The sequence below is a fragment of the Natranaerofaba carboxydovora genome (genome assembly GCF_022539405.1).
Taxonomy (GTDB): Bacteria; Bacillota; Natranaerobiia; order Natranaerobiales; family Natranaerofabaceae; genus Natranaerofaba; species Natranaerofaba carboxydovora.
The window spans coordinates 2,637,900-2,664,325 of the sequence record NZ_CP054394.1 but is presented as its reverse complement, the minus strand read 5'-3'; the positions used below and the strand labels follow the sequence as shown (position 1 = coordinate 2,664,325).

Here is a 26,426-nt window from a genome sequence, read left to right as displayed (position 1 = left end):
ATATTTCTAGTAAGCTATATAATTTTCCTTCTTAATTGGGTTGAAGCTTGAAAATTAGCGTTTAAAGGCTGAGTTTGTGAAATTAGATGTTCATATGTAGTATATTTTGGCACATTATGGACAATGTATTTGTAAAAGCTTAACATATTATCTAGTTTACAAAATGTTTAATTTTAATTTATATGTAGATTTATATTATATACTAAATTAGCCAGACAGGCACAGAATAAAAACTTGTTAGGAGGTATTGTATTGTTTTTCAAAAAGTCAACATTTTTGGCTATTACAACAATGCTTGTAATTTCTATAATATTCTTTGCCGGTTGTGGCGAAGAGATGGAAGGCCAAAAAGGAGAAGAAAATGGTGAAGAAGAAGCCCAAAATGATGTAGTAGCAGTTGTAAATGATGAAGAAGTTACAAGAGCAGAACTAGATGAAGTTGTTGAGCAAAACATCGAGATGATGGGAGGACAAATGCCGGACAAAGAAATAGACGAAGCAGAAAAAGAAGAAATGAGAGAGGAGATAGAACCTGACGCTTTAGATCAGCTCATTGAAGATACTTTACTTTTACAAAAGGCTGAAGAAAAAGGACTTACCGTAGATGAAGGAGATATTGAAGAGGAACTTGAACAGATAATGGCTGCGGAAGGTATGGATGAAGAAATGCTAGAACAGCAGTTAGAGAAGCAGGGTGCAACTATGGGTGAAGTAGAAGAAGATATTGAAAGGTATCTTTTAATAGAAGAACTTGTAAGAGAAGAAATTGGAGAAGAAGAATTTGAATTTTCCGAAGAAGAACTAAAAGAAATGTACGAACAACAAGAGGCGCAGATGGAAATGGCAGAAGAAAAAGGAATGCCGTCAGAGAAAGAATTAGATGACTATGAAGATATGAAAGGTGATTTAGAAGACATGGCAGGGGACCAGATTATTCAGGAAAATATTGGTCCTATTATAGAAGAGCTAAAAGAGGATGCTGAAATAGAAAAGCATATTTAAAACAATATTTAAACAAATAACGGGGAGCTTTCTGCCGTGGATGGCAAAAAGCTCCCCGAAAACTTTTTTAGCTAGTTGTCTTGTCTGAGGCGGATTTTATTTTCAACTGCGATCAGGTCTTGGCCATATTCTTCCATTAAAGAATGAAGAGTTTGGTCGATTTTTCTTTTTTGTGAGGTATCATCAACAATACCGTCTAAAATAAGATGACCTTCTTCTTCATATATTTGTATAGGAAGTTTTTCTAAAGTTTCATCCTCCAAAAAAGCATTTTTTACTTTTTCTGCAGCTGCTGCGCCGTGATCTAGCTCACCAAGTCTGGTGTTAATTTTACTTACACTAACATTTTTTACTCCAGGGACTTGTGAAGCAAGTTCCTTAGACTTCTTTTTTTCCTCTTTGTCTGCTATGCCTGTAATTTTTACCTTTCCATCATGACAGGTAACTTCTAATCTATCTCCAATACCTTCTTTGGAGAAATATCGCCTGATTTCATTAACTATAGAAGCATCATCCAAGTCTTCTTCATTGTTTACAGATATTTTATTAATAACACTTGTTACTCCTTTTGCTTTACTTGCAGCTTTTTCAGCGGCTTGCTTCTCTGCCAAGGTTTTTGCTTCTCCTTCTAGGATGGCCTTGCCTTTTCTTAAGGAAATTTTTATTGAGGCATCATCTATCCTGGGATCACCGTCTATTTCCTGACGGACCTCCATATTTATATGTCCATCATAAATCTGGCCATCTGTAGAGATTGTAAGGTTATTTTCCACTTCCTTAACACCATCGATAGATTCTACTACGTTTTTGGCATGATTTTTTTCTGCTAAGACATCAACTACACCATAAATAGTTACACGTCCATCAACTACCCTGACATTAATATCATAGCCGGAGAAATCTTTCTCGTTATTTATGGCTTTCTCTATTTTAGCTTTAAGTTTTTCGTCTTTTTGCTTTTGATTATTGCTGTTTTTTGACATAAAAATTACCTCCTTGCGCAATGCTTCTATTACTTAGTATTTTGCAAGGAGGCTAGAAATTTGCAAAAAAATTTAAGATGGTTGAAAAATTTTTAGAAATTTAAGAGTTAACTTACTCTATGTTAATGGTGCAAAATACTATTTTTGTTATAATAGTGATTAAGAGGATTGGGGGCTATCTTTGTTGTTTTCGATTTTTGTTAAGCTAAAGGATTTTTACAACAGAAAATATATATTAACAGAAAGCCTTAGCTTTGTTTTTTTTGGTTTGTTATTTGGTTTTTACAGCCTATACTTAACTGGTCTTTCAAAGCCTTTGATGCTTCATTATGTTTTGCTGTTAATATTTGTGCTGCTTGGAATAACTTGGGCTATATTGTGCGCTTCTATTATAGGCAAGGGTTTATTTGCCGGGATTATAATACTTAGCTTTTTTCAGTATGAAAATATATTAATTTTATTTATCTCATTGCTTGTTATATTCAGGCTTTTTCTTTTGTGGTATATACCCAAAGACAAAACACCACTATCTACCAGTTTGTCCCGATTTGAGCTTTTTAATAGACAGGTTGATTCGAAAGAAATATTTGATATAAATAATATGGTGAAAAAAAGAGATATAGAGTTAATAACGAGAGTTATTGCATCAGGGTTTGTTGATATTAATAATTTTTTAGGTCAAGCAGTACAAAAAGAAGATAATGAATTAATAGAGATTTTCTTGAAAATGGGAGCAGATCCTCTAGAAGAGTTTGATAACGAAAACTTGGTAAAAAAAGCTATTATCAAAAAAGACAGAGATCTTTTAGAGAAAATTATCAGTGGAGACTTTGAATTGTCCCGTGATAGTAAAAGAAAAGAATCTTCTGCCCCCATGTTAAAAGTTGTTTTTTATGATGAACTAAAAAAAGAAAGAGAAAGTTTTGAAAAAGTTTCAGGACTAGAGAATTTTAATAATATAGTCTCCCCATTGGATCCTTTTGAAGATTATATGTTATTACTACAAAAAGATTTAGACTTTTGGCTAGACAAGCTGCATAAGCTTTTTAATCAAAATATCAAAATATCTTCAAAAAAAGCTGGTTATCTATTTGTAGTATCAAAACATCAGTATATAAGAAATATAACTAAAGAGAAAAAAATATCTAGAGAAAAAGAAGAACTTGTCTCAATGCCGGTAGGACTTTTGAGAGTTAAGGACGAGCTTGAAGATACCCTTCAAAATAGTTTTTTCCCGGTCAAAAATGGCAGTTATACCTTTCCTTTTGAAATAGAAGAGTTATTGTGTAACAAGTGTGATGGTAGAGGGTTAAAAAACTGTCCCTCTGGTTGTGATGTGGGCAAAGTCGATTGTAGTAACTTAGAATGTGAAGATGGGTATATGAAATGTTTTGAATGTAATGGTATAGGTAGGATCCAGCGTAGCTGTCTTTACTGCAGTGGGGGCTACAAAAAGTGTGGCCTATGTGATGGCAAAGGATTTTTGGGGTGTGATAACTGTGAAGGCAGAGGCAGTATAGTGGTTGAAATAATGGAAAAATGCCCCTGCAAAACAGAATGGATGACAAAATGTCCTGAATGCGAAGGTGAGGGTAGGCAGAAAGGTTATATATGCCCGCTATGCAGCGGGGATGGTGCAATATGCAACGAATGTCATAATAGAGGTCAAAGGCCTGGAGAAAAAACTACAGAAATGTCTTGCAATAAATGTGATGAAACAGGTAAGATTGGGACATGTCGATGTCAAAACGGTGAGATTAGATGTGATAACTGTAATGGTGCAGGAATAGAAAACAAACAGTGTGAAATTTGTTCTGGATCAGGAGTTACTAGATGTGTTATCTGTAAAGGTACTAAAAAGGAAAATTGCAAAACCTGCGGAGGTTTTGGCAGGGTTAGCTGTTCATACTGTGAAGGTACTGGCAAAATGTATGAGACAAACTGTGCAAATTTTGAATATCTGCTAAGTGAAAAGACATCAGGGCAATTTGATTTTATCTTTTTAGATGATAATTCTGAAATTTTTGATGAAATGGCAGGAATATCTCCTCGGCATATTGATGGAAAGTACCGAGGAAGCACAGATCTTATTAGGGTGGTCTTTTCGGAGGGACTAAATGACCTTAATTGCAGTTTTTTGGAGTTGAACAGTTTTGTCGAAAAAAATAAAACGGATGAACCTGGTGTAGTAATGGAGGTTATTGATATATTACCCGTAAAATATGACATTATCGAATTAACTGATGGTGATAGGATTGTTGTATTTAATGAGAGAGACTTAAAAGAAAAATTTTAAGTCTACTCTTTCTTATAATTGTAAAGTATAAAGCCTTTTCCGTATGAAATACATGCTGCAAGGAGTAATGAAGCGCCCAAAAGTTCTAGGCTTTCTTCTACAGGTGAATCCATAAGATAAAAACTAATCCAGTCTTTATTAACTGAATAGAGTTCGGCTGTTTTTTGGTCCCCGAGAGTTACCAAAATATCTAACAAATACCTTCCGGTTATCATATAAAAGTTTTTGTCGATAAGGCTGTGAAAAGCACTTCCCGCAAAAGAAGCTCCGGTGGCCATAGCATAAAAAAGAAAACCTATAAGAAAATAAATTTTTGTCTTTGTTGATTGATAAAGAGTTCTACCCCCGTATCTTAAAAAGGCATATATCGGAAAGAAAGCAAGGGCACAAAAGTATATTAATTCTGTCATAGTACCAAAGAAGCCCTGTTCCTCTTCTCCTACAATAGCTTGAACATAAATTCTTATTGTATGTCTAGGGTCACCAGCGTCTTCTATTAGCATCAGTAAAAGGGCAAACCCCATCAAATACCAAAAGTTTTTCAGGTGCCGGGTGTTATTATTGTTAATGCTAGCATCAATACTAGCATTTCTTATAGATACAAGCGATGCTAACCCAAGAAACAAATACTGAATAATTTCAATCGGTCCGCCGTTTTTGAACCAGTGATACCAAAAGAAAGGCCAGGTATCGTATTGTTCTACAAAAAAATCCCTGACCCCAAATGCATTTTGAAGGTCAAAAAAATATACCATCAAAAATGACAAGACCAATATACAAACTGAAAAGTAGACAACGTACACTCCTTCAAGTTTTCTGTATATAAAGCTAAACATGATATTGATTCTCCTTGGTGATCAGCTTAACATTTAATTAGACAGTTTACTTTTCGTACGGATCAAGCTCATCTTCATAACCTTCATCATCTTCTGTTACTTCATCGTGTAGCTGAAACTTCTGAGTAGATAGTATGCTAGGTATATCCCCGTCAGAAAGATATGTTCCTGCGCCAAGTTCTAGGGCCTCTTCATGCAAAATGTTTGCCCTATGTCCTTCTGAGTGCATCCAGCCCCTTACCACTTCTTTTGCAAAAGAATTATAGGTATGTTTATCTGCTTCTTCTAATTCAGTTATCTCGACTTCAATTTCCATTGTGCCTCCGCCGCTTTCGATTTCATCATCATCTAGTATTTTTTGTACCGGGGTTTTAGCGATATTTTCTGCTATCATTGGGTTTTGGATCCCTGCTAACTCTGCCCTGTCATTAGGATTTCGGCGCGTGCCATCGTACATATTTGTATGATCTACAAAGTTATTTTCCTCCATTTTGACTGAATGATTAAAAGAGGCCACTTCAAGATTTTTGTTATAATCCAAAGATTCTAAGCCTTCGTTGTCTCTTGCAAAATTAGTATGATAAAAGATAGCTGCATTAAGTCTTGGATAATCAATATTTTCTAAATCAATTCTTTCTTGGAACAAATCATTTTCTTTAAAATTATCTATATTGTGATCTTCATAATCTTCTTCTTCCCAGGATTCTACCTCATAAAATGGTGCATCATCTTCAGTTTCCTCTTCTTCTTCGACATCACTGTCATCAGTATCTTCATCTGTGTCATCTATGTCATCTTCGTCATTTAGTTCGTCATCTAAACCTTCATCATCTAGTTCATCTAAGTCGTCTATGTCATCTACATCATCTAAATCTCCAAGTCCTAGCTGTGCTCTTCTCTTATCAATTAATTCACCTAATTCATCTCTTGTTTGCCTTGCCTTACTTATATCATCTCCTATATCAACTGCTTGACGATAAAATTCACTTATATCTTCATCAGTCAGAACTTCAGAAGTTAACTTTCTGCCGATATCTTCACGAACGCTGGTTATGTCTTTGTTTTGATCGTTTGAAATATTATTTTCTGCTTTATCTTTATATTCGTTTAACCCTATATCTATTTCACCTGTTTCTTCTAAATAAGTTACACTGTCACCCAAAGTTTTGCCGATAAACCTCAAAGGAACAAAAATTCTGCCATCTTCAACTCTTGGTGAGCTATCTAGAACTACACTTTCGTCGTTTACACTTGCTACCTGACTATCTAATTCTAGCTCTATCTCCTTGTCATTTCTTTCAATTGTTACTTTACTGTCTTCTTCACTAAAATATATCTCGGCTCCTAATTCTTCAGAAATAGTTCTAACAGGTATCAAAGTTCTGCCATTTTCTATAAAAGGTGGAACATCGTAAGTTAAGCTCTGACCTCTTACAAAAATTCTATCTTCTAAAGGTTCTTGTTTTCTTGCATCAGCAAGATGGGGGTTGTCTTGTAGGGTTTTTTTATCTTGAAGCCTACTCGATACATTTGATAGAATTTGATCATTATCAATATCCGCTGATGGACTACTTGCATGTGAAGCGCTAATACTAGCGGTTAACATAAATATCAAAAAAGGTAAAAATAGCAAATATATTTTGGTACTTTTTGCCATAAGGAGAACACCCCGCTCTTTTTTACTAGCTTAACTTAGATTTTAACATATTTTTATTTAATCTCCCACCACTTGAATCTGCCCTTTATTAACATAACATGATTTTTGTTAAAATAAATTGGGGCAAACAGCTATTCACATAAGTTATAGTATTTTTAGTTGGTTCTCAAACATAATTTTAAATAATTAAAATTCATGAGTTTGGAGGGTATAAGAGTAATTTGTAGAAGTTATCTTTGATAAATTATGTTCAAGCTTAGCAAAACAAAGTTTTTTGGTTTCTAGAAAAAGGTGATTAATAAATGACTAACACTAAAAGATTTGTATGGTTTTTTAGTATTGTTTTAATCTTTTATTTGTTATTTGGCTTCTCCGGCACCATTGTGAAAGCTGAAACAATTGTTGAAGGAAAACTAACCAACGGCAGATTCTTAGTTCCTATGAGAAAAATATTTGAAAAGCTAGACACGGAAGTTTCCTGGAATGATAGCAAAAGAACTGTAAAGGGTAAAAATAGCGATGTAACTGTAAAGCTTGAGGTGGATTCAAACAAAGCCTACATTAACGGCAACAAATCTGAACTTGATGTTACGCCAGCTATACATGAAGGGAGGGTTTTTGTGCCCTTTAGATTTATCGGAGAATCTCTTGGCAGTGAAGTTTTTTGGAATGATGAAGAGGAATTTGGCAAAATTAACGGCGAAGAAAAAGTTATAAAAACAAAAATTTTAGCAGAGCCTCAAAATGAAAATCCACTCACCTCTAATTCACATTCACAGTACCCTGAAGACAAATTTATTATTAATAACCCATACAAGAATATTAATTGGGAAACCATCAATCAGTATAAGGCTAATTTTCATACCCATACTGAAGAATGCCATGGAAAGCTATCCTTTGTTGAGACTATTTCTAGATATCACAAGGCAGGATATGATATCCTATCTATAACAAGTCATGATACCCTGCAGACAGAAGAGACAACCTGGCCCTGGACGGATTACGGCAAAGACCCTGATGAGTTAGGGATGTTAGCAGTAGAAGGTAACGAAATAAGTAAGCCCAATCATATTGGAAGTTTTTTCAACAGCTATGGCGATGCTACAGAAACTAGCGAGAAAAATGCTTTGAAGGAAATTAATAATAAAGATGGGTTAGCAATTATGTTTCATCCGGGTAGATATGACAAAAAAGCCAAGTGGTATGTAGAGCTATTTAATGATTTTTATATGGAGCCTTTAGTAGGAATTGAAGTTTATAATATGCTTGATAGACATCCTGAAGAAAGAGAAATCTGGGATAATATTAACAGCGTAATGATGCCAAAAAGGACAGTCTTTGGTTACAGCAATGATGATATGCACAAAGAGTATCAGCTTTCTAACAATTACCAATACATGCTGATGCCTGAATTAACTGAAGAAAATTTACGAGAAAGTATGAAGAATGGGGCCTTTTTCTTTAGTTATGAGAAACATGGTAGTGGGAATGAGAAAGTGCCTCAGATTAATAAAGTAAAAGTTGATGAGAAAGAGATAAAAATAAAAGCAGAAGATTATGATAAAATAAAATGGATAGGTGAGGGAACAAGTAAATTCGGTGAAGGAAAAAGTATCAATGTATCTGATCTAGACACCGTATTTGTAAGAGGAGTTGTGGTAAATAGATGGGGAAGAACTTACACTCAACCCTTTGCTTTGAATCCAAATGTGAATTAAAACTAATAAAACACGTATTTATATTTTATGCTGCTAGAAAGGGATGAGACTGCCTATGGATAGCTATATACTATTAATTACTTCTGATTCTTTTGGTAGAGGAGATGAAAATCTAGGAAGAAAACTTATGGAAAGTTATTTTTATACTCTCACAGAAGGTGATAGCCTCCCTTCTAATATTATTTTTATAAATGCCGGGGTAAAGCTTGTCATAGGTGGCTCCGACGTTTTAGATAATTTGCGCCAGCTTGAAGAAAGAGGAGTGAAAATATCAGCCTGTGGTACATGCTTGGACTATTATGAGCTAAAAGATAAAGTTGCTGTAGGAGAAGTAGGAAATATGTACAAGACAAGAGATCTTCTAGCAGAGGCAAATAAAGTCATAACTATCTAAACTAATTAATTTAAAGAAGGTGAATATCTTTTATGTCGCTAAAAAATCAACCTCAAAATCTAAGAATTGATGATCACCCTATTCTCGGTAAAGATGATAGAGAAACTTGGGTGAATATTTTTTTTGATGGTATAAAGCTAAAGGCCAAAAAAGGCGAAACTATAGCCGCTTCATTAAGTGCTAATGGAATATATAAGTTTAGGACTACTTCTAGGTTCAAAAAGCCAAGAGGTATTTTTTGTGGTATAGGTAGGTGCACGGACTGTGTGATGATAGTTGATGGAATTCCGGGTGTTAGGACATGTGTGACAGCTGTAAAGGAAGGTATGAAGATTTTTACCCAGGTGGGCTCTGGCAGATGGGGAGATGAAGAGAGATGAAAATTAAAAAGACTTCGGTGGCAGTTATAGGTGCTGGCCCTGCAGGGCTTTCCTGTGCGGCTGAAATTTTGAAAAGAGGCCTGGATGTAGTAATACTTGACGAAAACCCTAGACCCGGAGGTCAACTGTTCAAACAGATTCACAAATTTTTTGGTAGTACCAAACATCAGGCAGGTGTAAGAGGTTTTGAGATAGGTGAAAGGCTTTTGGATGAGGTTAATAGATATGGCGGCGAAATAAAGCTTGACTGCCCTGTATATGGGATTTTTGATTCTTTAGCTTCGCTAAACCCAGAAGATGAGGGTGTGGGGTATCAAATAGGATATATAGATAACAAAGAAGGCAGCGAGAAAATATTAGAAGCTAAGAAAATCCTTATCGCTACTGGAGCATCAGAAAATAGTCTTTATTTCCCGGGAAGTACTCTGCCTGGAGTTATGAGTGCTGGAGCGGCTCAGACAATGGCAAATATTGATCGTGTTTTGCCAGGAAAAAGAATAGTAATGGTGGGTTCTGGAAATGTAGGTTTGATTGTTTCATACCAACTAATGCAGGCTGGTGCGAATATAGAAGCCGTTGTAGAAGCATCAAGTGACATAGGTGGATACAGGGTGCACCTTGATAAGTTAAAAAGAGCGGGTGTGCCTATCTATACCTCTCATACTGTTGTAAAAGCAACGGGCAGAGACAGAGTAGAAGAAGTATGTATAGAACCAGTAGCTAATTCTAATAAGACTAAAAGAATTAAAGCTGATACTCTGTGTCTTGCTGTTGGATTATCTCCTCAAGTGGATTTATGTCGCCTTGTGGGGTGTGAATTTGGTAATGAAAATTTGGAAACAACAAAGCAGGGGATATTCGTAGCCGGGGACGGTTCTGGTGTAGAAGAGGCAAGCACTGCCATGGAAGAGGGAAGGCTTGCAGGGATTAATATACTAAAAAGCTTAAAGATGATTTCAAATGAGGATTACCAAAAAAGCAAAAAGAATATTCAAATGAGTCTTGATGAATTGAGAAAAGTGCCTTCTGATAGTAAAACTGATAATATGATAATTATTGATGAGCAACATACTAACCACTTCCAAGATAAATTTAAGCGAGAAGGGCCAAGGGCCTGCATCGAATGCTATGAGAAGATACCTTGTAACCCCTGTGTTAGTGCATGTCCTTTTGGAGCTATAAGCATAGAACCTTCTATAATAGATCTACCAGAGCTAAAAGTAGAAAAATGTACAGGATGTGCAAGCTGTGTTCACGCCTGTCCTGGGCTTGCAATATTTGTGGTTGATGAGAACTACAGTGATGACGGGGCTCTTGTGACTATGCCGTATGAATATCTGCCCCTCCCAAGAAAAGGACAGCAGGTAGCATGTCTTGATAGAGAAGGCAATTGTATTACTGATGGCCAGGTCAAAAAAGTCCAATTAAAACCCGAGTACAATAAGACTGCTGTGATAACCGTGATAATTCCAAAAAAATATGTATATGAGGTAAGAAATATTGCTAGCAAATATGATGGCTGGGAAAACGATTCATATATGGATAAGTCATGTAGTGAAAGTGAAAATTCATGCAGTAAAGAAGTTGTTTTAGAAGACGATGTGTTTTTATGTCGCTGTGAAGAGATTACAGAGAAAGAAGTAGAAGATGCAATCTTAGATGGTGCAAGGTCGATCAAAGGAATAAAGAACAGGACAAGTGCCGGGATGGGTTTATGCCAGGGAAGGACATGCAGTAATCTGATTACCAAAAAACTAAATAAATATTTAGACTTAAAAGATTCAAAAGAAATCTTGCCAGACAAAAAAAGAATGCCCATTAGACCTGTGAAAATAAATAACTTCCTAAATGAATGATGATAGCAGTGGATGAGGAATAGACTTTTTGCATAGGATCATAAATAGATATGAATATATAGATATATGGATATCATGGATATATGGATATAAGTAGGTGATTAGGTAATATGACTAAAATTAGTACGTTACAAAAATCATTTCACAAACCTTTGGATGAAGCTGATGTGATAATAATTGGGGCAGGGGTGATTGGGGCCTCAATTGGTTATTATCTTTCTAAAAAAAACAAAAAAGTGATCCTTTTAGAAAAATATGACTTAGGATTTGGTGCATCAGGAGCATGCGATCAAAATATTTTCCTTCAGTCAAAGATAGAAGGTCTTTACCTTCAAATGGCCAAAAAAAGCAGACAGTTATATGAAGAGCTTTCTGATGAGCTAAATCAAGATATTGAACTTGAAAGTAACGGTGGTATGATCTTAATTGAAAACGAAGCAGAGCTTAAATATATGAAAGAAAGAGTAGAAAGGCAACAAGAATCAGGCCTTGATGTGAAGATTATTGGCAGAGAAGAAATTCTAAAAACATTTTCTAAACTTCCTTCCGTTTCTTCTCATGTAATAGGTGCGGCTTACTGCTCTGACGATGCTCATGTGAACTCCTTTAAACTTCTTAAAGGTTTAACTGATGAGATAAAAAATAATGGCGGAGGTGTATATTTATATACACCGGTTATGGATATAATACAAGAAAATGGCCGGATAAAAGGTGTTATCACACCATGCGGGGAATTTTATGCTCCAAATTTGGTTAATGCATCTGGTGTCGATGCCCCTGAGATTTCAAAGATGTTAGATACTAGTTTCTCTAAAAATATTTCGATAAAGCCTAGAAAAGGACAGATAATAGTTACCGAAGAACTGCCGCCTTTGGTTCAGGGTGGAATGCTGTCAACTAAGTATATTGCTTCAAAACATAGACAAAAGATAACGGATTTAGATGGTAATGAGAATGACAATGATAATAAAAGTGACAATAAGAATGGCAATGTAGAAGCTAGTGATGATTTAGGTGTAGGACTATCTTTAAGCCAAACAGCAAAGGGTAACATCTTGATTGGCGCAACTAGAGAGTTTGGCGACCTTGACACCTCAGTGTCAAGAAAAGGTGCCAAAAATATTTTGCAAAATGCCTGTAATATTTTTCCTTTTTTGAAGGATGTAAATATTATAAGGATGTTTAGTGGACTAAGACCCTATAGTGAAAAGGGAACGCCCTATCTTGGCCCTACTAGTATCAGCGGTTTTTATATTGCTGCAGGTCATGAAGGTGATGGTATCTCTATGGCTCCTATTACAGGCAAAATTATGTCTGAACTAATAAGTGGAGAAAAGCCAGAATTTAGCCTTGATGATTTTTCTATAGACTAGCTTTCTATTATGGCTTTATATTGGTTGGTGAGGTGGATTTAATTGATTATAGGAACGGGTGTAGACATGCTAGAGATTACTAGGATCAAAAAAATGTATGAAAAAAGGCCCGGGAGAACATTGGAAAAAATATTTGGTGAATTAGAAAAAGAGTATATTTTATCTAAAAAAAATCCCTATCCTCATATGGCAGCAAGGTTTTGTGCCAAAGAAGCTTTTTCAAAAGCCCTTGGTACAGGGATTGGCAAGATGTCACTGCCAGAGTTTCAGGTTGTTAACGATTCGAAGGGCAAACCTGAAGCAATAATAACAGGCAAAGCAAATGAAATTTTGCAGGAGCTAGGTGGAAATAGTGTCCACATTTCTCTGTCTCATACAAAAGAACTTGCTATAGCCTACGTTATAATAACCTAAACAACCCAGTTAAGCTTTTAAGGAAATTTATAAACAAAACTTTGATTCTGGTGCAAAAAGTCATATGAGCAAAGTTTTGTTTTTAATTATAATACATCTTGACGAGGAACGGAGAAATAAGGTCTAATGACAGGATGTCATTAGCTAATCGAACTCAGGATGAGTTCATTGATTTGGAAACCTTATTTCGACCGCTGACGAGTTTTAGATGTATCAATTAAAAACACTTTACTTATGTGAATAGACTTTTTGCACCAGAATTATCAAAAGCAAGCCTTTAATTTGGACTGTCCCTGCAAATTCCCGGCGAGGCGTTGGTATGAGATACAAATATTATATTTTTCTTGACATATTTAATTATGAAAAATACAATAATAAAAGAAAACATTAGTCAAATGGTAGGGATTTAATTTATCCCGATTTATTTTTGAAGAAAAACCCTACTAATTTGCTCATGTATTTATGTCTAGGAGTTGGTAATTTTGCGACTTTCCACCAGAGGACAATACGGAGTAAGAGCACTCGTTCAGCTTGCTGCAAACTATGATAAAGGCCCTATGCCGCTAAGAGAAATTAGCAAGAATGAAAATATATCGTATCAATATCTAGAACAGATATTTTTGGATTTAAAAAAAGATGAACTGGTAAGAAGCGTTAGAGGAGCCAGGGGGGGATATAGTTTAGCGAAAGACCCAAAGGAGATAACTGTAGGAGATATTATTAGATCATTAGAAGGTCCTATCGGACCTGTCGATTGTGTCAAAGAAGAAGACAGTAAAAGTTGTGAGAGATCATCTATATGTGTATCTCGAAATGTTTGGAAAAAACTAAGGGATAGGATGACAGAAGTCTTGGACGAATTTACTCTGAAAGATCTGACTGAAACTTACGAGTGAGATATTTCCAATATGATTGGAGGTTATAAAATGAGAAAGGTATATTTAGATCACGGTGCGACAACCCCAATGAGAGATGAAGTTTTTGAGGCTATGAAGCCTTTTTTGAAAGACAATTTTGGCAATCCATCTAGTTTGCATTCATTTGGCAGGGAGATGAAAAAACATGTTGATGACGCAAGGGAAAAAGTGGCAGTAGCCCTTGGAGCAAAGCCTGAGGAAATTGTATTTACCTCTGGAGGAACTGAATCAGATAATATTGCAATACAGGGTGTCGCCCGTAGGCTAAAAAACAAAGGAAATCATATAATTACTTCCCAAATAGAGCACCACGCAGCTCTTGATGCCTGTAAGGCCCTTGAAGATGAAGGTTTTGAAGTCACTTATCTGCCAGTAGACGAAAACGGTATGGTAAGTCCATCTGACCTAAAAGATGCTATAACTGATCAGACAATACTTGTTACTATAATGCATGCTAATAACGAAGTAGGCACAATTCAACCGATTAAAGAGTTAAGTGAAATAGCAAAAGAAAAAGATATCACCTTTCATACTGATGCTGTACAAACCGTTGGAAACTATCCATTAGATGTGAATGATTTGGGTGTAGATCTATTAAGCCTGTCAGGGCACAAGTTAAATGGCCCTAAAGGGATAGGTGCTTTATATGTAAAGAAAGGAACCAAGGTTAAGAGAATAACTCATGGTGGTTCACAGGAGAAAAAACTTCGCCCCGGTACAGAAAATGTGCCTGCAATAATAGGTCTTGGAGTTGCTATAGAACTAGCTGTTAAAGAAGTAAATGAAAAAGTAGAAAAATATGCTTGTTTAAGAGACAAACTCATTGATGGTATTCTCAAAATAGAAGATGTAAAATTAAATGGACATCCTACCAAAAGGCTTCCTGGTAATGTTAATGTCAGTATAGATTATGTAGAGGGAGAGTCTTTACTACTTAACCTGGATATGAAAGGTATAGCTGGTTCTAGCGGTTCTGCCTGTACTTCAGGGTCGCTTGAACCATCACATGTTCTAAAAGCTATGGGACTTGATCATCAATCGGCACATGGTTCATTAAGATTTACAATTGGTAGAGGAAATAATGAAGAAGATATAGATTATGTCTTAGAAGTATTACCTGAGATTGTATCAAGGTTAAGAGAAATGTCTTCTGTTTGGAAGGGTAAAGAGGCTGCAGAAAAGAAAAATTAATATTTTTGAACGGAGGGGATACTAGGTATGTATAACGAAAAAGTGATGGAGCATTTTCAAAACCCTAGAAATGTAGGAGAAATAGAAGAGCCAGATGGGATAGGAGAAGTTGGAAATATGTCTTGTGGTGACATTATGAGAATTACTCTTAAGATTGATGAGAACGAAGTAATTGAAGATATAAAATTTAAGACCTTTGGTTGTGCTGCTGCAATAGCTACTACTAGCATGGTTACTGAGCTTGTTAAAGGTAAAACCATTGATGAAGCTCTTCAAGTATCAAATAAGGACGTGGCAGATGAACTTGGAGGCCTTCCAAAAGAAAAGCTTCACTGTTCAAACCTTGCAGCAGATGCAATACACAAGGCGATAAATAATTATAGAGGTCTAGATGATGGAAAACCAGATGAGAATGATCACGAACATGAACACGACCACGAACACTAGAAGCTAGAAGCCATAAGCCCTTATCAATATTGTAATGATAGGGGCTTTTTAGTTTTGTTACATAGCCAAAATACTGTATAATACTAGTAAGAAAATAAACATGATTCTACTGCGAAAAGTCTATTCACATAAGTATAGTGTTTTTAATTGATACATCTAGGATTCGGCAGCAGTCGAAATAAGGTTTCCTAATTCAAGAACTCATCCTGAGTCCAATTAGCTAATGACCTCCTGTCATTAGACCTTATTTCTCCTGCTTTCTCATCAAGGTGTATTGCAATTAAAAACAAAACTTTGTTCATAGACTTTTTGCAGTTGAATCAAAGCTATATTTCATATTACTTTTTGCTTCGAAATCATAATAAAAACTAAAAGTGTCACAGGCAGCTGCAAAAGTTAGTAAGAAAATTTACTGTTACTTTACGCTCAAAGTATATGAGCATAATTTTTTATTTGTATGAAATACCTTTGAGTGTAAAGATAGATAGCTTTATGGAAGGAGTGAAGATATGAAGCATATTGTAACTCCAGAGGAAATGGCAGAGCTAGACAGCCTTGCGATAAATAAAGGCAAAGTACCTGGGATTATTTTAATGGAGAATGCAGCTTTCGGTGTTAGCCAGGTTGTTTTTGAAATTCTTGAAGAGTTAAAAGATGACTCACCCCTGGTACTTATTTTGGCTGGAATAGGAAATAACGGTGGGGATGGTTTTTGTGTGGCAAAACAGCTTGCTATGCAGGGTGTCAAATCTTTGGTTTATTTAATAGGAAAAGAAGAAAAACTAAAAGGAGATGCCCTTACAAACTGGCAAATTATAAAAGAGAGAAATGATATAAAAATAAAAATAATAGATGCAAAAGAAAGTCCTATGTTAGAAGAAAACCTTACAGCCATAGAGGAGGATCTACAAAAATCTTCAATAATAGTTGATGCACTGCTTGGAACCGGAATCAAAGGTGAGGTAAGAGAACCTATTTTATCTGTGATAAAGGAGATAAACAGCGAAAAAGATAAAAAAAATAAACCTGTGATAGGGGTAGATATTCCATCAGGCATAATTGGTGAAAACGGGAAAATTGCCGGTGAAGCTGTTAGAGCTGATAAGACAGTAACTTTTGCAATGCCAAAGTATGGGCATTTTATCTATCCGGGCAGGGAGTATACAGGTGAATTAAATCTTGCCCATATCGGTATCTCAGATGATATAATCGAAAGATATTTTTCTTATGGCAATAAGCCAAGGGTAAAGTATATCGAAAAAGAAGATGTTTCTTCTTTTGTCCCCAAAAGAAAGGGTGATGCTCACAAAGGGCACTATGGTCGTATACTTATAATAGCAGGCTCTAGAGGCATGCTTGGAGCAAGTTATCTAACAACTGAAGGAGCCCTTAGAAGTGGAGGAGGCCTTGTCAGCGCAGCGGTCCCGGAGAGTGAACAAAGATCTTTGCAAACAAAATTAACTGAAGCCATGACTATTCCCTTGCCTTCTGAAGAAGGAGTTTTCGGAGAAAAAGCTGTCAAAAGGGCTAGTGAGCTCTTATCTGACTTTGATAGTGTGGCCCTTGGTCCTGGCATAAGAGACACATCATATACATATCAGCTTGTAAAAAGAGTGGTTGGCAACTTTGGAGGTTCTGTTGTTATAGACGCAGATGGGCTGAATGTACTGGCTAGGGACAGAGAGATTCTTGAGGTCATCCTCCCTCAGCGAAAAGTCCCGGCGGTATTAACTCCCCATGTTGGTGAATTCGAAAGATTAACTGGTAAGTCAAAAGAAGAAATTTTGGCAAATCCTGTAGCTATCTTAAGTGATTATGCGGTAAAATGGAAGGTGTATATAGTATTAAAAGGATCACCAACATATATAGCAACACCTGATAATGAAGTTTATATTAATATTACAGGAAACCCGGGTATGGCTAGTGGTGGAAGCGGAGATGTACTCACGGGGATTATTGCCTCCCTGATAGCCCAAAAAAATAATACGCTAGAAGGGGTGTTATTAAGTGTTTATCTACACGGGTTAGCAGGTGATCTTGCAGCGAAGGATATGGGGATGGAAGGGTTAATAGCAGGAGATTTGTGTAAGTATTTGCCAATAGGTATAAAAGATTTAAAAAATATTAAAGCAAATGAAAGGAGAGAAAAAAGTTGCAGGCCAAAGATATTATGACAGTAAGTCCAATTACCATAAATGTGGAGGAAAAAGTAGAAAAAGCTGCAGAACTTATGACGAAAAACAATATAAGTGGTCTTCCTGTAGTTGATGATAAGGGAAATTTGGTTGGAATTGTAACCGAAGGAGATCTTCTAGGAAAGCACAAAAAAATAAATCCTCCGGCATATTTTGAGATCTTAGGCGGTATAATTTTATTAGAAAGTACAAAAAGATTTTTGTCTGAAATACAAAAGTATGTTTCTACTGAAGTTGTGGATCTAATGTCTAAAGATGTTAAGACCATAGGAGAAGAAACCACAATAGATGAGATTGCTACCATTATGAGTGAAAATAACATTAAAAGGCTTCCGGTATTAAATAGCAAAAATGAACTTATAGGTATAGTTAGTAGATCAGATATCCTAAAAGGTATGGCGAACGATTACTAAAAATGTGGAAGCTTTTAGAATGGGGGCTTTTCCTTTTTGATTTCAAAGAGGGTTTTGAGACTTGGCTTATTAATCTTTTTGTTGTTACTGGTATTAGTATTTAATAGCTGTGGCAGCCTGGATTCTGATGAGATAAAAGCCAGAATGGAAAAAAAGTTAGATAAGCTAGATTCTTACAAAGTCCAGGGAAGTATAGTTATTAATGACCTAAAGGATGAGCCATCTAGAAGCTATAACATTGAGGAATGGTATCTTGCACCTGATAACATCAAGCTTGAAGTATTTACAGATAAAGAACAGGATCTGGGGCAGGTTTTTGTATCAAAAGATGATAGACTGCAGATTTATAATCCACTTATTGAAGAAAGGGTTTCGTATCCCATGTCTTTTGACAGGGATATGGGTAATAAGTTTTCCTTTATATTGTATGATAAATTAAATCTCATGGCCGCAGGTGAATTTGAGTTTGAAAAAGAAGGAGATAAATATATAATAACTACTTACAAAAAGCCTTTAACTCATGAAATGATTGTCTATAAAGACAGAGATGGGATTCTCGGGAGTGAAATATCCATAGAAAAGATTAATATGTATAGGGATAATAATACCTCAGAACCTTATATGACATATCACGTTGATAACATTACCTGGAACCCTGAAGTAGATGAAGAAGCTTTTGAGGTCGAAGAAGCAGATGAAATAGAAGAAGTGGGTGATGAGATTTCCTGTAATATTGAAGAAAGTAAGATTGAAGAACTTTCCTTTGATCCAGTTTCTATAGAAGACCCTTCGTATGATATATTTCACCTTGGAATGTGTGAAAAAAGAGGTCAGATAAGTATTAAGTACACAAGTCCAAATGGGAATTTGTCTTTTACCCAAAAAAGCCAAAAAAGTCAAGAAAGTCAAGAAGACATTAATGAAAATGATCTGGCAAATGAAAATATAACTGATGATCCTATATATATAAACTCTGATTACGAGAATATACTTATCTGGGAGAGTGATGGGGTTAAATACACCCTTGTTGGAGATTACAGCGAGAAAGAACTGGTTAAGCTAGCTGAAAAAACTAGCGATTTAGAGATATAGAAAATAAAATGGAAAAAATAAAAGTTATTTTGTATTAATCGGGCTTAAAAGCTCGATTTTTGCTTTGTCAAGGGTTATAACTATGCTATAATGTTCACCGTATGTAGAATTATGTTCGTGTGCAGAAAACAAAAAGGGGCCTGGTTTATGGAAAAAGAAAATAACATCCAGAAGAACGAAGAATTTTTTTTAGTAAGAAATAAGGTTCTTCCTGAGGTTTTAAAGAAAACTGTAAAGGTAAAAGAAATACTAAAGCGTGGTGACAGCGATACAATTAATGATGCGGTAGAAAAGGTAGGTATGAGCAGGAGTGCATACTACAAGTACAAGGATCATATTTTTCCATTTTACAAGGCTGAAAGTGAAAAAATACTTACAATTTCTCTATCTTTGGTCCACCGGGCAGGGGTTTTGTCAGAGGTCCTAAATAAACTTGCAAGGGCAAAAGGGAATGTCCTCACCATCAACCAGGGTTTGCCGCTTCAGGGCATAGCGAATGCATCAGTTACTTTTGAAACGGGAGATATGGTTGACGGAGTAGAGAATTTATTAGACAATTTGAGAGAAACTGAAGGAGTACAAAAAGTAGAGATTTTAGGAGAAACAGATAATCTTCAAAGGGGGAAGGATATAAATGGAAACAATTAAAATAGGACTAATGGGACTTGGAACTGTAGGAAGTGGTGTAATTGAAGGACTTAAGAAAAATCAAAAAGAAATCAGTGAGAGATCAGGTATTGAGTTTGACGTTTCGAAGGTTATGGTAAAAGATAAACAAAAAAAACGTATGGTAGAGATAGATGAGAAAAAGCTTGTGACAGAGCCAGAAGAGATAATAAATGATCCTGATATAAACCTGGTGGTAGAACTTATTGGTGGGTGCGATTTGGCAAAGGACTCTGTCCTAAAAGCTCTTGATTCTGGTAAAGACGTTGTAACTGCAAATAAAGACTTAATTGCAACTCATGGTAAGGAAATATTTGAAAAAGCTAAAGAAAATAAAAGGAATATATACTTTGAAGGCTCTGTTGCTGGAGGGATTCCATTAATTAAGCCTTTACAAGAGTCCCTTGCAGCAGATAAAATAGAAAAGGTTATAGGGATTTTGAATGGAACTACCAACTATATACTGACAAAGATGTCTGATGTTGGATATAGCTTTGATAGGGCCCTAGAAGAAGCACAGACCTATGGCTTTTGCGAAGCAGACCCAACCAATGATATCTCTGGTTTGGACGCTGCATATAAGCTTGCAATATTATCCTATCTTGGTTTTGAAACTTTGCCAGATATGAAAGAGGTTTATTGCAGTGGGATTGAGAATGTAAGTCAGAGAGATATTCAGTACGCCAAAAAATTAGGCATGGAAATAAAGCTACTTGCTGTTGGAGAAAAAGAAGGGGATGGGATATTTTTGGCAGTAGTTCCCTGTATGATCTCAAAAGAACATCCAATAGCTTCGGTAAAAGGTGAAAATAATGCACTTTTTGTTAAAGGAAATCTTGTAGATGAAGTAATGTTTTATGGTCCGGGAGCGGGGTCACTACCCACAGGAAGTGCTGTGCTCTCAGATATAATTAAAGCCGGAAAAGAAATGTTCAAAGAACCTGTCAAAGAACTTTCTGCAGGATCTGAAAACAATAAATATAAAATTGCTCCAAGAGAAGAATTTGAAGCTTCATTTTATTTAAGACTTGTAGTAAAGGATAAACCCGGTGTATTCTCAGAGATAGCCGGAGTTTTCGGCAGTTACGGTGTAAGCTTAGAATCTATTATCCAGGAGAAAAAAGAAGACGAATACGCTGAGATTGTATTGTTAACACACAAAACAAAGATCAAAAACCTAGATGATGCAATAGCCGACTTAGAAAAACGAGAAAATGTCTATGAACTATCCAATGTTATCCAGGTAGAAAAAAGCTAAGTTAAGCTTAAAATTAAATGCTGAATCTTTTGCAAAAAGTTATATGAACAAAGTTTTGTGTTTAATTGCAATACATCTTGATGAGAAAGCAGGAGGAATAAGGTCTAATGACAGGATGTCATTAGCTAATCGAACTCAGGATGAGTTCATTGATTTGGAAACCTTATTTCGACTGCTGACGAATATTAGATGTATCAATTAAAAACACTATAGCTTTGTGAATAGACTTTTTGCAATTGAATCGATTTTATACTAACCAAAGGTGAGTTTTTGGATGCGTAGATAAACTTGAAAGGAGCAGGCAAAATGTATTATAAGGGGATTATTGATAGATACAACAAATACTTGCCCGTAGATGATGCAGAGATGGCGGTTACTTTGTATGAGGGAAATACGGCTCTTTTGCCGGCAAAAAGATTACAGGCTGACCTGGGTATTGATATGGAAATTTATTTAAAGGTTGAGGGAGATAACCCAACGGGTTCTTTTAAAGATAGAGGAATGACTATGGCTCTTACCAAGGCGGTGGAAGAGGGTAGCAAAGCTGTAATCTGTGCTTCTACTGGCAATACTTCTGCAAGTGCCAGTGCTTATGCAGCAAGGGCTGGGCTAAAAAGTGTTGTCCTTGTCCCTGAGGGTAAGATAGCCCAGGGCAAACTGTCCCAGGCTCTTTTCTACGGTGCCAAAGTTTTGAGTGTAGAGGGGAATTTTGATAGATGTTTAGAATTGGTAAGGGAGATGACTGAAAAACATCCCATCTCCCTTGTTAACTCAGTTAACCCATATAGACTAGAAGGGCAAAAGACAGGTGCTTTTGAAATATGTGACAGCCTTGAGACCTCTCCAGATTACTTTTTTATTCCTGTAGGCAACGCAGGTAATATATCAGCATATTGGATGGGTTTTAACGATTACAAGGATGATGGAGTCACCCATGATCTTCCTGTGATGATTGGCTGTCAGGCAGAAGGTGCTGCTCCTTTGGCGACAGGAAAGACTGTCGAAAACCCTGAAACTATTGCTACTGCAATTAGGATCGGTAATCCGGCTAGCAAAGATAAAGCCCTTGAAGCTGTATCTAGTTCAGGGGGACATTTTGAAATAGTTACTGATGATGAAATAATAAAAGCATACAAAAAAGTTGGAAAGTTAGAAGGTATTTTCCTTGAACCTGCTTCTGCAGCTTCCGTTGCAGGTCTATTAAAAGCCATTGAAAATAATAAAATAGAAGATGGCAAAGGCAAAAAACTCGTCTGTATATTGACAGGACATGGCCTAAAAGACCCTGAAACAGCTATAAACTATGCAGATGCTCCTATACGGATATCTCCTGATATAAATGAGATTGAAAAGGCAGTGCTTGGGGGTGACTTATTTGATTAAGGTAAGTGTTCCGGCTACTTCGGCCAATCTTGGTCCTGGATTTGACTGCCTTGGCATTGCCCTGACCTTATATAACGAGATAACAGCGGAGATAATTGACGAAGGCCTTGAGATAGAAGTATATGGCGAGGGAAAAGAAGATATAGAACTAGACGAACAAAATCTTGTGTACAGAGCCATAAAGAGGGTATATGACCAGGTAGGAAAGTCTGTGCCGGGTTTAAGGATAAAGCTAATCAACAAAGTCCCTTTGTGTAGTGGACTTGGTTCAAGTGCTGCCTCGACAGTGGGAGGTCTTTTGGTAGGAAACTTTTTTTCCGGGGAGCTTCTATCAACGGATATGATTCTTGAGTTAGCCAAAGAGATGGAAGGACATCCTGACAATGTAGTTCCTGCCCTTTTAGGCGGCTTTATTGTAACAAGTACCACAGAAAAAGGGATCAAATACGTGCGTCATCTCCCAAAGAAAGATTTGTATTTTTATCTGGTTGTACCTGAGTACCGTTTTGCAACAGGGCGTTCAAGAGGGCTTTTGCCGGAAAATGTTGATTTTAAAGATGCGACTTTTAATATCGGGCGCTCTTCACTACTGGTAGCTGCTATTATGGCAGAAAAGTACGAACTTTTGGAATGGGCAACCGAGGACAAGATACATCAAATATACAGGCAAGAACAACTGCCAGGGTTTGTAGAATGTGTCAAAAAAGCAAAAGATAACGGTGCCCTTGGGGTTTTCTTGAGCGGTGCCGGCCCTAGTATCCTTGCCCTGACAGACAAGCCCATGCCAAGGATCAAAAAAGTCCTAAAAGAAAGCTATGATGAAAAGGAGATCAAATCTCGAGTTTTGGAGCTTCAGCTTTCAAAAAGAGGTGCTCTCCTGACAAATGAGGAGGGAGTGGAGTTATGTCAGTGGTAGTGATGAAATTTGGAGGTTCTAGTGTAAAAGATAAAGATAGAATCATGAATGTTGCAGAGAAAATCGTCAAGAGGAAAAAATCCGGTGATGATGTAGTTGTTGTTGTTTCTGCAATGGGAGATTCTACAGATGAACTGATAGAACTTGCACAAGATATTAACCCAAACCCACCTGATAGAGAGTGGGATATGCTCCTTTCCACGGGCGAACAGGTTTCTAGTGCCCTTTTGACAATGGCGATTAACACTTATGGTGTACCTGCCATTTCCCTTAACGCAGCTCAGGTAGGCATCAAAACAGACGATGTTCACAAAAAAGCAAGAATTTTGTCCATTGATGACAAGAGATTGAATAAAGAGCTTAAGGAAGGGAATGTTGTTATAGTAACCGGGTTTCAAGGTGTTAATGGCGGATTTGACATAACTACCCTTGGCAGGGGTGGTTCTGATACAAGCGCTGTTGCCCTTGCAAAAGCTTTGGAAGCGGATCTTTGTGAAATATATACTGATGTTGATGGTGTGTACACGGCAGATCCAAGGATAGTAAAAGATGCCAGGAAATTAACTAGTATAACTTATGATGAAATGTTAGAGCTGTCTAGTCTTGGTTCTAAGGTACTTCAGGCAAGAAGTGTGGAGTGTGCAAGGCTTCATAATATTACTATACATGTAAGGTCAAGCTTTAATGATAAAGAAGGGACCTACGTGCAGGAGGGGCGAGAAAATATGGAGATCAAAAATCCTTTGATACGTGGGGTTTGCTCTGACAAAGATATTGCTAAAGTTGCAGTAAAAGGTGTACCCGATAAACCAGGGGTATCTTATAAAATCTTTTCAGAGTTAGCCAGGGTTAATATCCACGTGGACATGATAGTACAAAGTATCCAAAAAGAAAAAGGGATTAACGATATTTTATTTACTGTAAAGTTAGAAGATGTTACAAAAGCAAAAGAAGTTCTTGAAAGTATTGACGAATTTGAAGTTGAAGATATTATGATAAAAGAAGATGTTGCCAAGGTATCTATAGTTGGTGCAGGGATTTCCCAAAATCCTGAAGTTTATCCTGCTATGTTTGGTGCTCTTGGCAAAGAAGATATAAATATAGAGATAATAAGTACAAGCGAAACAAGAATCTCGTGTCTTATTGATGAAAAAAGATTAGAAAAAGCTATAGAAGCGATACATGACAAATTTGAACTAGGAAACGAAGATAGAGGTGAAGATACTTCTGTTTCTCTGGGAGGATGATTTTGATAAATGACGTATCCAAGTTTTCCTGTAAGAAATACCTGGGCAGAAATCAACTTGGACAATCTAACCCATAATATTAAAGAGTTCAGGCGGCATACTAAGGATAACACCGAACTAATGGCAGTAGTAAAGGCAGATGGATATGGTCATGGGGCTTTTGAAATAGCAGAAACTGCATTAGAAAGCGGTGCTAGCTGGCTTGGTGTTGCTCTCTTGGAAGAAGGAATTTTGCTTCGTTATCAGGGGTTAAAAGCTCCAATATTAATCCTTGGCTATATTCCCCCAGGGCATATTGAGACCTGTTTATCTTATGACTTGACCCCTACGATTTTTACAAAAGAAACTGCAGAGGCCTGTCAAAAAGCTGCAGAGATAAAAGGTAAAAAGGTAAATGTTCATATAAAACTAGACACTGGAATGGGTAGAGTTGGTGTTAGGCCAGAAGATAGTGCGAATTTTGCAAAATATGTTAATAATATGCCAAACTTGGAGATAGAGGGAATTTATACTCACTTTTCGGTAGCTGACGAAAAGGACAAATCATATACATGGCAGCAATATAAAACATACAAAAATATTATCCGCGAAATAGAGAATGAGGGCATCAAAATCCCATATAAACATGCCTGTAACAGTGCCGCTGCAATCGATATCAAAGAGATGCATTTGGATCTTGTTAGAATCGGCATAAGTATGTACGGGTCTTATACATCTTCCTATGTTGATAGAAGTGTTAAGATTAAGCCTTTGATGTCGCTAAAAACCAAAGTATCATATGTAAAAAAAGTACCTCCGGGTACTTCTATTAGCTATGGCAGAAAGTTTATAACCGAAAAAGATTCAATAATTGCTACGATTCCTGTCGGATATGCAGATGGTTACAGTAGACTTCTTTCAAATAAAGGTGAAGTGCTAGCTCATGGGAAAAAGTTACCTGTAGTTGGCTCTGTGTGCATGGACCAGAGCATGTTTTTGGCAGATGATGTACCTGATGTCAAAATAGGTGACGAAGTTACATTGATGGGTAATGAAGGGGATGAAATGATTACAGCGGATGAAATAGCTGAAAAAATTGGTACTATAAGCTATGAAGTATATTGTATGGTTGATAAAAGAGTACCCAGGTTATATTATAGAAATGGACAACTGAAAAAAACAAATACGTTATTGAATCAAGTTTAAATTAGAAAATTGTAGAAATTGATTTAATAGAAGGATTTTATTAGCTTATTGTGGAACTTTAAATGCTAAATAAATATTTATTTTTAGACATATTTAGACATATAAGATTAGGTGTAATAAGCTTATAAGTTTTATCATTAATATTGTATATATTTATGGCTTTAACATTAGTATAATTATAATGATTTTGTTGCATAATGATAATGAAACATGTATAATGTGACGTATTAGCATCCATATTGTAAGAGGCATTTACATAAGTACTTAGTTTTTTGAAACACTATAAGTATTATATACATAAGTCAATAAGCTATATGGGGGTGCTAATAAAATGCCAAAAACAAAGAGAGTAATGATTAGTGTACCAAATAACCTTTTACAGGAAGTTGATGGGATAGTTTCATCTGAAAAAAGAAATAGAAGTGAACTTATAAGAGAAGCTATGCGCTTGTATATTAGAGAAAGAAAAAAGGACGAAATAAGACAAATGATGCAAAAAGGATACAAGGAAATGGGAAAGATTAATTTAGACCTTGCAAATGAAGCCATAGAAGCAGAAAATGAAGCAAGCAGGTTAGCAGAAGAAATGGTTAGTGGAGCGTGAAAA

At 36.2% G+C, this 26,426-nt stretch carries 24 protein-coding genes; 21 read left to right on the top strand and 3 right to left on the bottom strand.

What is annotated here, in order from left to right:
* The first annotated feature begins 252 nt into the window (after nucleotides 1-252).
* A complete protein-coding gene (locus ACONDI_RS12575) occupies nucleotides 253-1,002 on the top strand; it encodes a SurA N-terminal domain-containing protein (protein WP_241078898.1) in 750 nt (249 codons plus the stop codon).
* 71 nt (nucleotides 1,003-1,073) lie between these two features.
* On the opposite strand, the gene ACONDI_RS12570 is transcribed toward ACONDI_RS12575, so the two are convergent.
* On the bottom strand, nucleotides 1,074-1,985 hold the full coding sequence (locus ACONDI_RS12570) for a BON domain-containing protein (protein ID WP_241078897.1): 912 nt from the start codon (nucleotides 1,983-1,985) through the stop codon (nucleotides 1,074-1,076).
* Between the two features lie 184 nt (nucleotides 1,986-2,169).
* Between ACONDI_RS12570 and ACONDI_RS12565 the strand changes: the two genes are divergently transcribed.
* Complete coding sequence (locus ACONDI_RS12565) at nucleotides 2,170-4,281, top strand: CCHC-type zinc finger protein (RefSeq protein ID WP_241078896.1); 2,112 nt, start codon at nucleotides 2,170-2,172, stop codon at nucleotides 4,279-4,281.
* 2 nt (nucleotides 4,282-4,283) lie between these two features.
* Here ACONDI_RS12565 and ACONDI_RS12560 read toward each other — a convergent pair whose 3' ends face one another.
* Together ACONDI_RS12560 and ACONDI_RS12555 are read right to left on the bottom strand one after the other, a co-directional pair.
* A complete protein-coding gene (locus ACONDI_RS12560) occupies nucleotides 4,284-5,117 on the bottom strand; it encodes a hypothetical protein (protein WP_241078895.1) in 834 nt (277 codons plus the stop codon).
* Between the two features lie 46 nt (nucleotides 5,118-5,163).
* Complete coding sequence (locus tag ACONDI_RS12555) at nucleotides 5,164-6,774, bottom strand: stalk domain-containing protein (RefSeq protein WP_241078894.1); 1,611 nt, start codon at nucleotides 6,772-6,774, stop codon at nucleotides 5,164-5,166.
* Nucleotides 6,775-7,076: 302 nt separating this feature from the next.
* Between ACONDI_RS12555 and ACONDI_RS12550 the strand changes: the two genes are divergently transcribed.
* The 19 genes from ACONDI_RS12550 (at nucleotide 7,077) to ACONDI_RS12460 (ending at nucleotide 26,423) form a co-directional block, all read left to right on the top strand.
* Nucleotides 7,077-8,492 carry a stalk domain-containing protein gene (locus ACONDI_RS12550; protein ID WP_241078893.1) on the top strand — a complete coding sequence of 472 codons (1,416 nt, stop codon included), beginning with the start codon at nucleotides 7,077-7,079 and terminating at the stop codon, nucleotides 8,490-8,492.
* A gap of 55 nt (nucleotides 8,493-8,547) precedes the next feature.
* Nucleotides 8,548-8,886: a sulfurtransferase-like selenium metabolism protein YedF gene (gene yedF, locus ACONDI_RS12545; RefSeq protein ID WP_241078892.1), complete on the top strand. Its 339-nt coding sequence runs from the start codon at nucleotides 8,548-8,550 to the stop codon at nucleotides 8,884-8,886.
* Nucleotides 8,887-8,918: 32 nt separating this feature from the next.
* On the top strand, nucleotides 8,919-9,266 hold the full coding sequence (locus ACONDI_RS12540; protein WP_241078891.1) for a (2Fe-2S)-binding protein: 348 nt from the start codon (nucleotides 8,919-8,921) through the stop codon (nucleotides 9,264-9,266).
* Nucleotides 9,263-11,122, top strand: a complete 1,860-nt coding sequence (locus ACONDI_RS12535; protein WP_241078890.1) for an FAD-dependent oxidoreductase — start codon at nucleotides 9,263-9,265, stop codon at nucleotides 11,120-11,122. The genes ACONDI_RS12540 and ACONDI_RS12535 overlap by 4 nt, the downstream gene beginning before the upstream one ends.
* Before the next feature lie 110 nt (nucleotides 11,123-11,232).
* Complete coding sequence (locus ACONDI_RS12530) at nucleotides 11,233-12,495, top strand: NAD(P)/FAD-dependent oxidoreductase (protein ID WP_241078889.1); 1,263 nt, start codon at nucleotides 11,233-11,235, stop codon at nucleotides 12,493-12,495.
* A 42-nt stretch (nucleotides 12,496-12,537) separates the two neighbouring features.
* Nucleotides 12,538-12,909 (top strand): holo-ACP synthase, encoded by a 372-nt coding sequence (acpS, locus tag ACONDI_RS12525; RefSeq protein ID WP_241078888.1) that lies wholly within the window; start codon nucleotides 12,538-12,540, stop codon nucleotides 12,907-12,909.
* Nucleotides 12,910-13,391: 482 nt separating this feature from the next.
* Nucleotides 13,392-13,805, top strand: a complete 414-nt coding sequence (locus ACONDI_RS12520; protein ID WP_241078887.1) for an RrF2 family transcriptional regulator — start codon at nucleotides 13,392-13,394, stop codon at nucleotides 13,803-13,805.
* 30 nt (nucleotides 13,806-13,835) lie between these two features.
* Entirely contained in the window at nucleotides 13,836-15,017 is a 1,182-nt protein-coding gene (gene nifS, locus ACONDI_RS12515) for a cysteine desulfurase NifS (protein WP_241078886.1), read from the top strand.
* A gap of 27 nt (nucleotides 15,018-15,044) precedes the next feature.
* Nucleotides 15,045-15,464, top strand: a complete 420-nt coding sequence (gene nifU, locus ACONDI_RS12510; RefSeq protein ID WP_241078885.1) for a Fe-S cluster assembly scaffold protein NifU — start codon at nucleotides 15,045-15,047, stop codon at nucleotides 15,462-15,464.
* A 509-nt stretch (nucleotides 15,465-15,973) separates the two neighbouring features.
* Nucleotides 15,974-17,638: an NAD(P)H-hydrate dehydratase gene (locus tag ACONDI_RS12505; RefSeq protein WP_241078884.1), complete on the top strand. Its 1,665-nt coding sequence runs from the start codon at nucleotides 15,974-15,976 to the stop codon at nucleotides 17,636-17,638.
* Nucleotides 17,617-18,072, top strand: coding sequence for a CBS domain-containing protein (locus tag ACONDI_RS12500; RefSeq protein ID WP_241078883.1), 456 nt, complete (start codon nucleotides 17,617-17,619; stop codon nucleotides 18,070-18,072). Before ACONDI_RS12505 ends, ACONDI_RS12500 begins: the two co-directional genes overlap by 22 nt.
* Nucleotides 18,073-18,108: 36 nt before the next feature.
* Nucleotides 18,109-19,164 carry an outer membrane lipoprotein-sorting protein gene (locus ACONDI_RS12495; protein WP_241078882.1) on the top strand — a complete coding sequence of 352 codons (1,056 nt, stop codon included), beginning with the start codon at nucleotides 18,109-18,111 and terminating at the stop codon, nucleotides 19,162-19,164.
* A 147-nt stretch (nucleotides 19,165-19,311) separates the two neighbouring features.
* Nucleotides 19,312-19,812: an ACT domain-containing protein gene (locus tag ACONDI_RS12490; protein ID WP_241078881.1), complete on the top strand. Its 501-nt coding sequence runs from the start codon at nucleotides 19,312-19,314 to the stop codon at nucleotides 19,810-19,812.
* Nucleotides 19,799-21,088, top strand: coding sequence for a homoserine dehydrogenase (locus tag ACONDI_RS12485; RefSeq protein ID WP_241078880.1), 1,290 nt, complete (start codon nucleotides 19,799-19,801; stop codon nucleotides 21,086-21,088). The genes ACONDI_RS12490 and ACONDI_RS12485 overlap by 14 nt, the downstream gene beginning before the upstream one ends.
* 306 nt (nucleotides 21,089-21,394) lie before the next feature.
* Nucleotides 21,395-22,471, top strand: coding sequence for a threonine synthase (thrC, locus tag ACONDI_RS12480; RefSeq protein WP_241078879.1), 1,077 nt, complete (start codon nucleotides 21,395-21,397; stop codon nucleotides 22,469-22,471).
* Nucleotides 22,464-23,387 (top strand): homoserine kinase, encoded by a 924-nt coding sequence (gene thrB / locus ACONDI_RS12475; protein ID WP_241078878.1) that lies wholly within the window; start codon nucleotides 22,464-22,466, stop codon nucleotides 23,385-23,387. The genes thrC and thrB overlap by 8 nt, the downstream gene beginning before the upstream one ends.
* Nucleotides 23,375-24,634: an aspartate kinase gene (locus tag ACONDI_RS12470; protein WP_241078877.1), complete on the top strand. Its 1,260-nt coding sequence runs from the start codon at nucleotides 23,375-23,377 to the stop codon at nucleotides 24,632-24,634. Before thrB ends, ACONDI_RS12470 begins: the two co-directional genes overlap by 13 nt.
* A 9-nt stretch (nucleotides 24,635-24,643) precedes the next feature.
* Nucleotides 24,644-25,819, top strand: coding sequence for an alanine racemase (gene alr / locus ACONDI_RS12465; protein WP_241078876.1), 1,176 nt, complete (start codon nucleotides 24,644-24,646; stop codon nucleotides 25,817-25,819).
* Nucleotides 25,820-26,150: 331 nt separating this feature from the next.
* Entirely contained in the window at nucleotides 26,151-26,423 is a 273-nt protein-coding gene (locus tag ACONDI_RS12460; RefSeq protein WP_241078875.1) for a CopG family ribbon-helix-helix protein, read from the top strand.
* The last annotated feature ends 3 nt before the right edge of the window (nucleotides 26,424-26,426 follow it).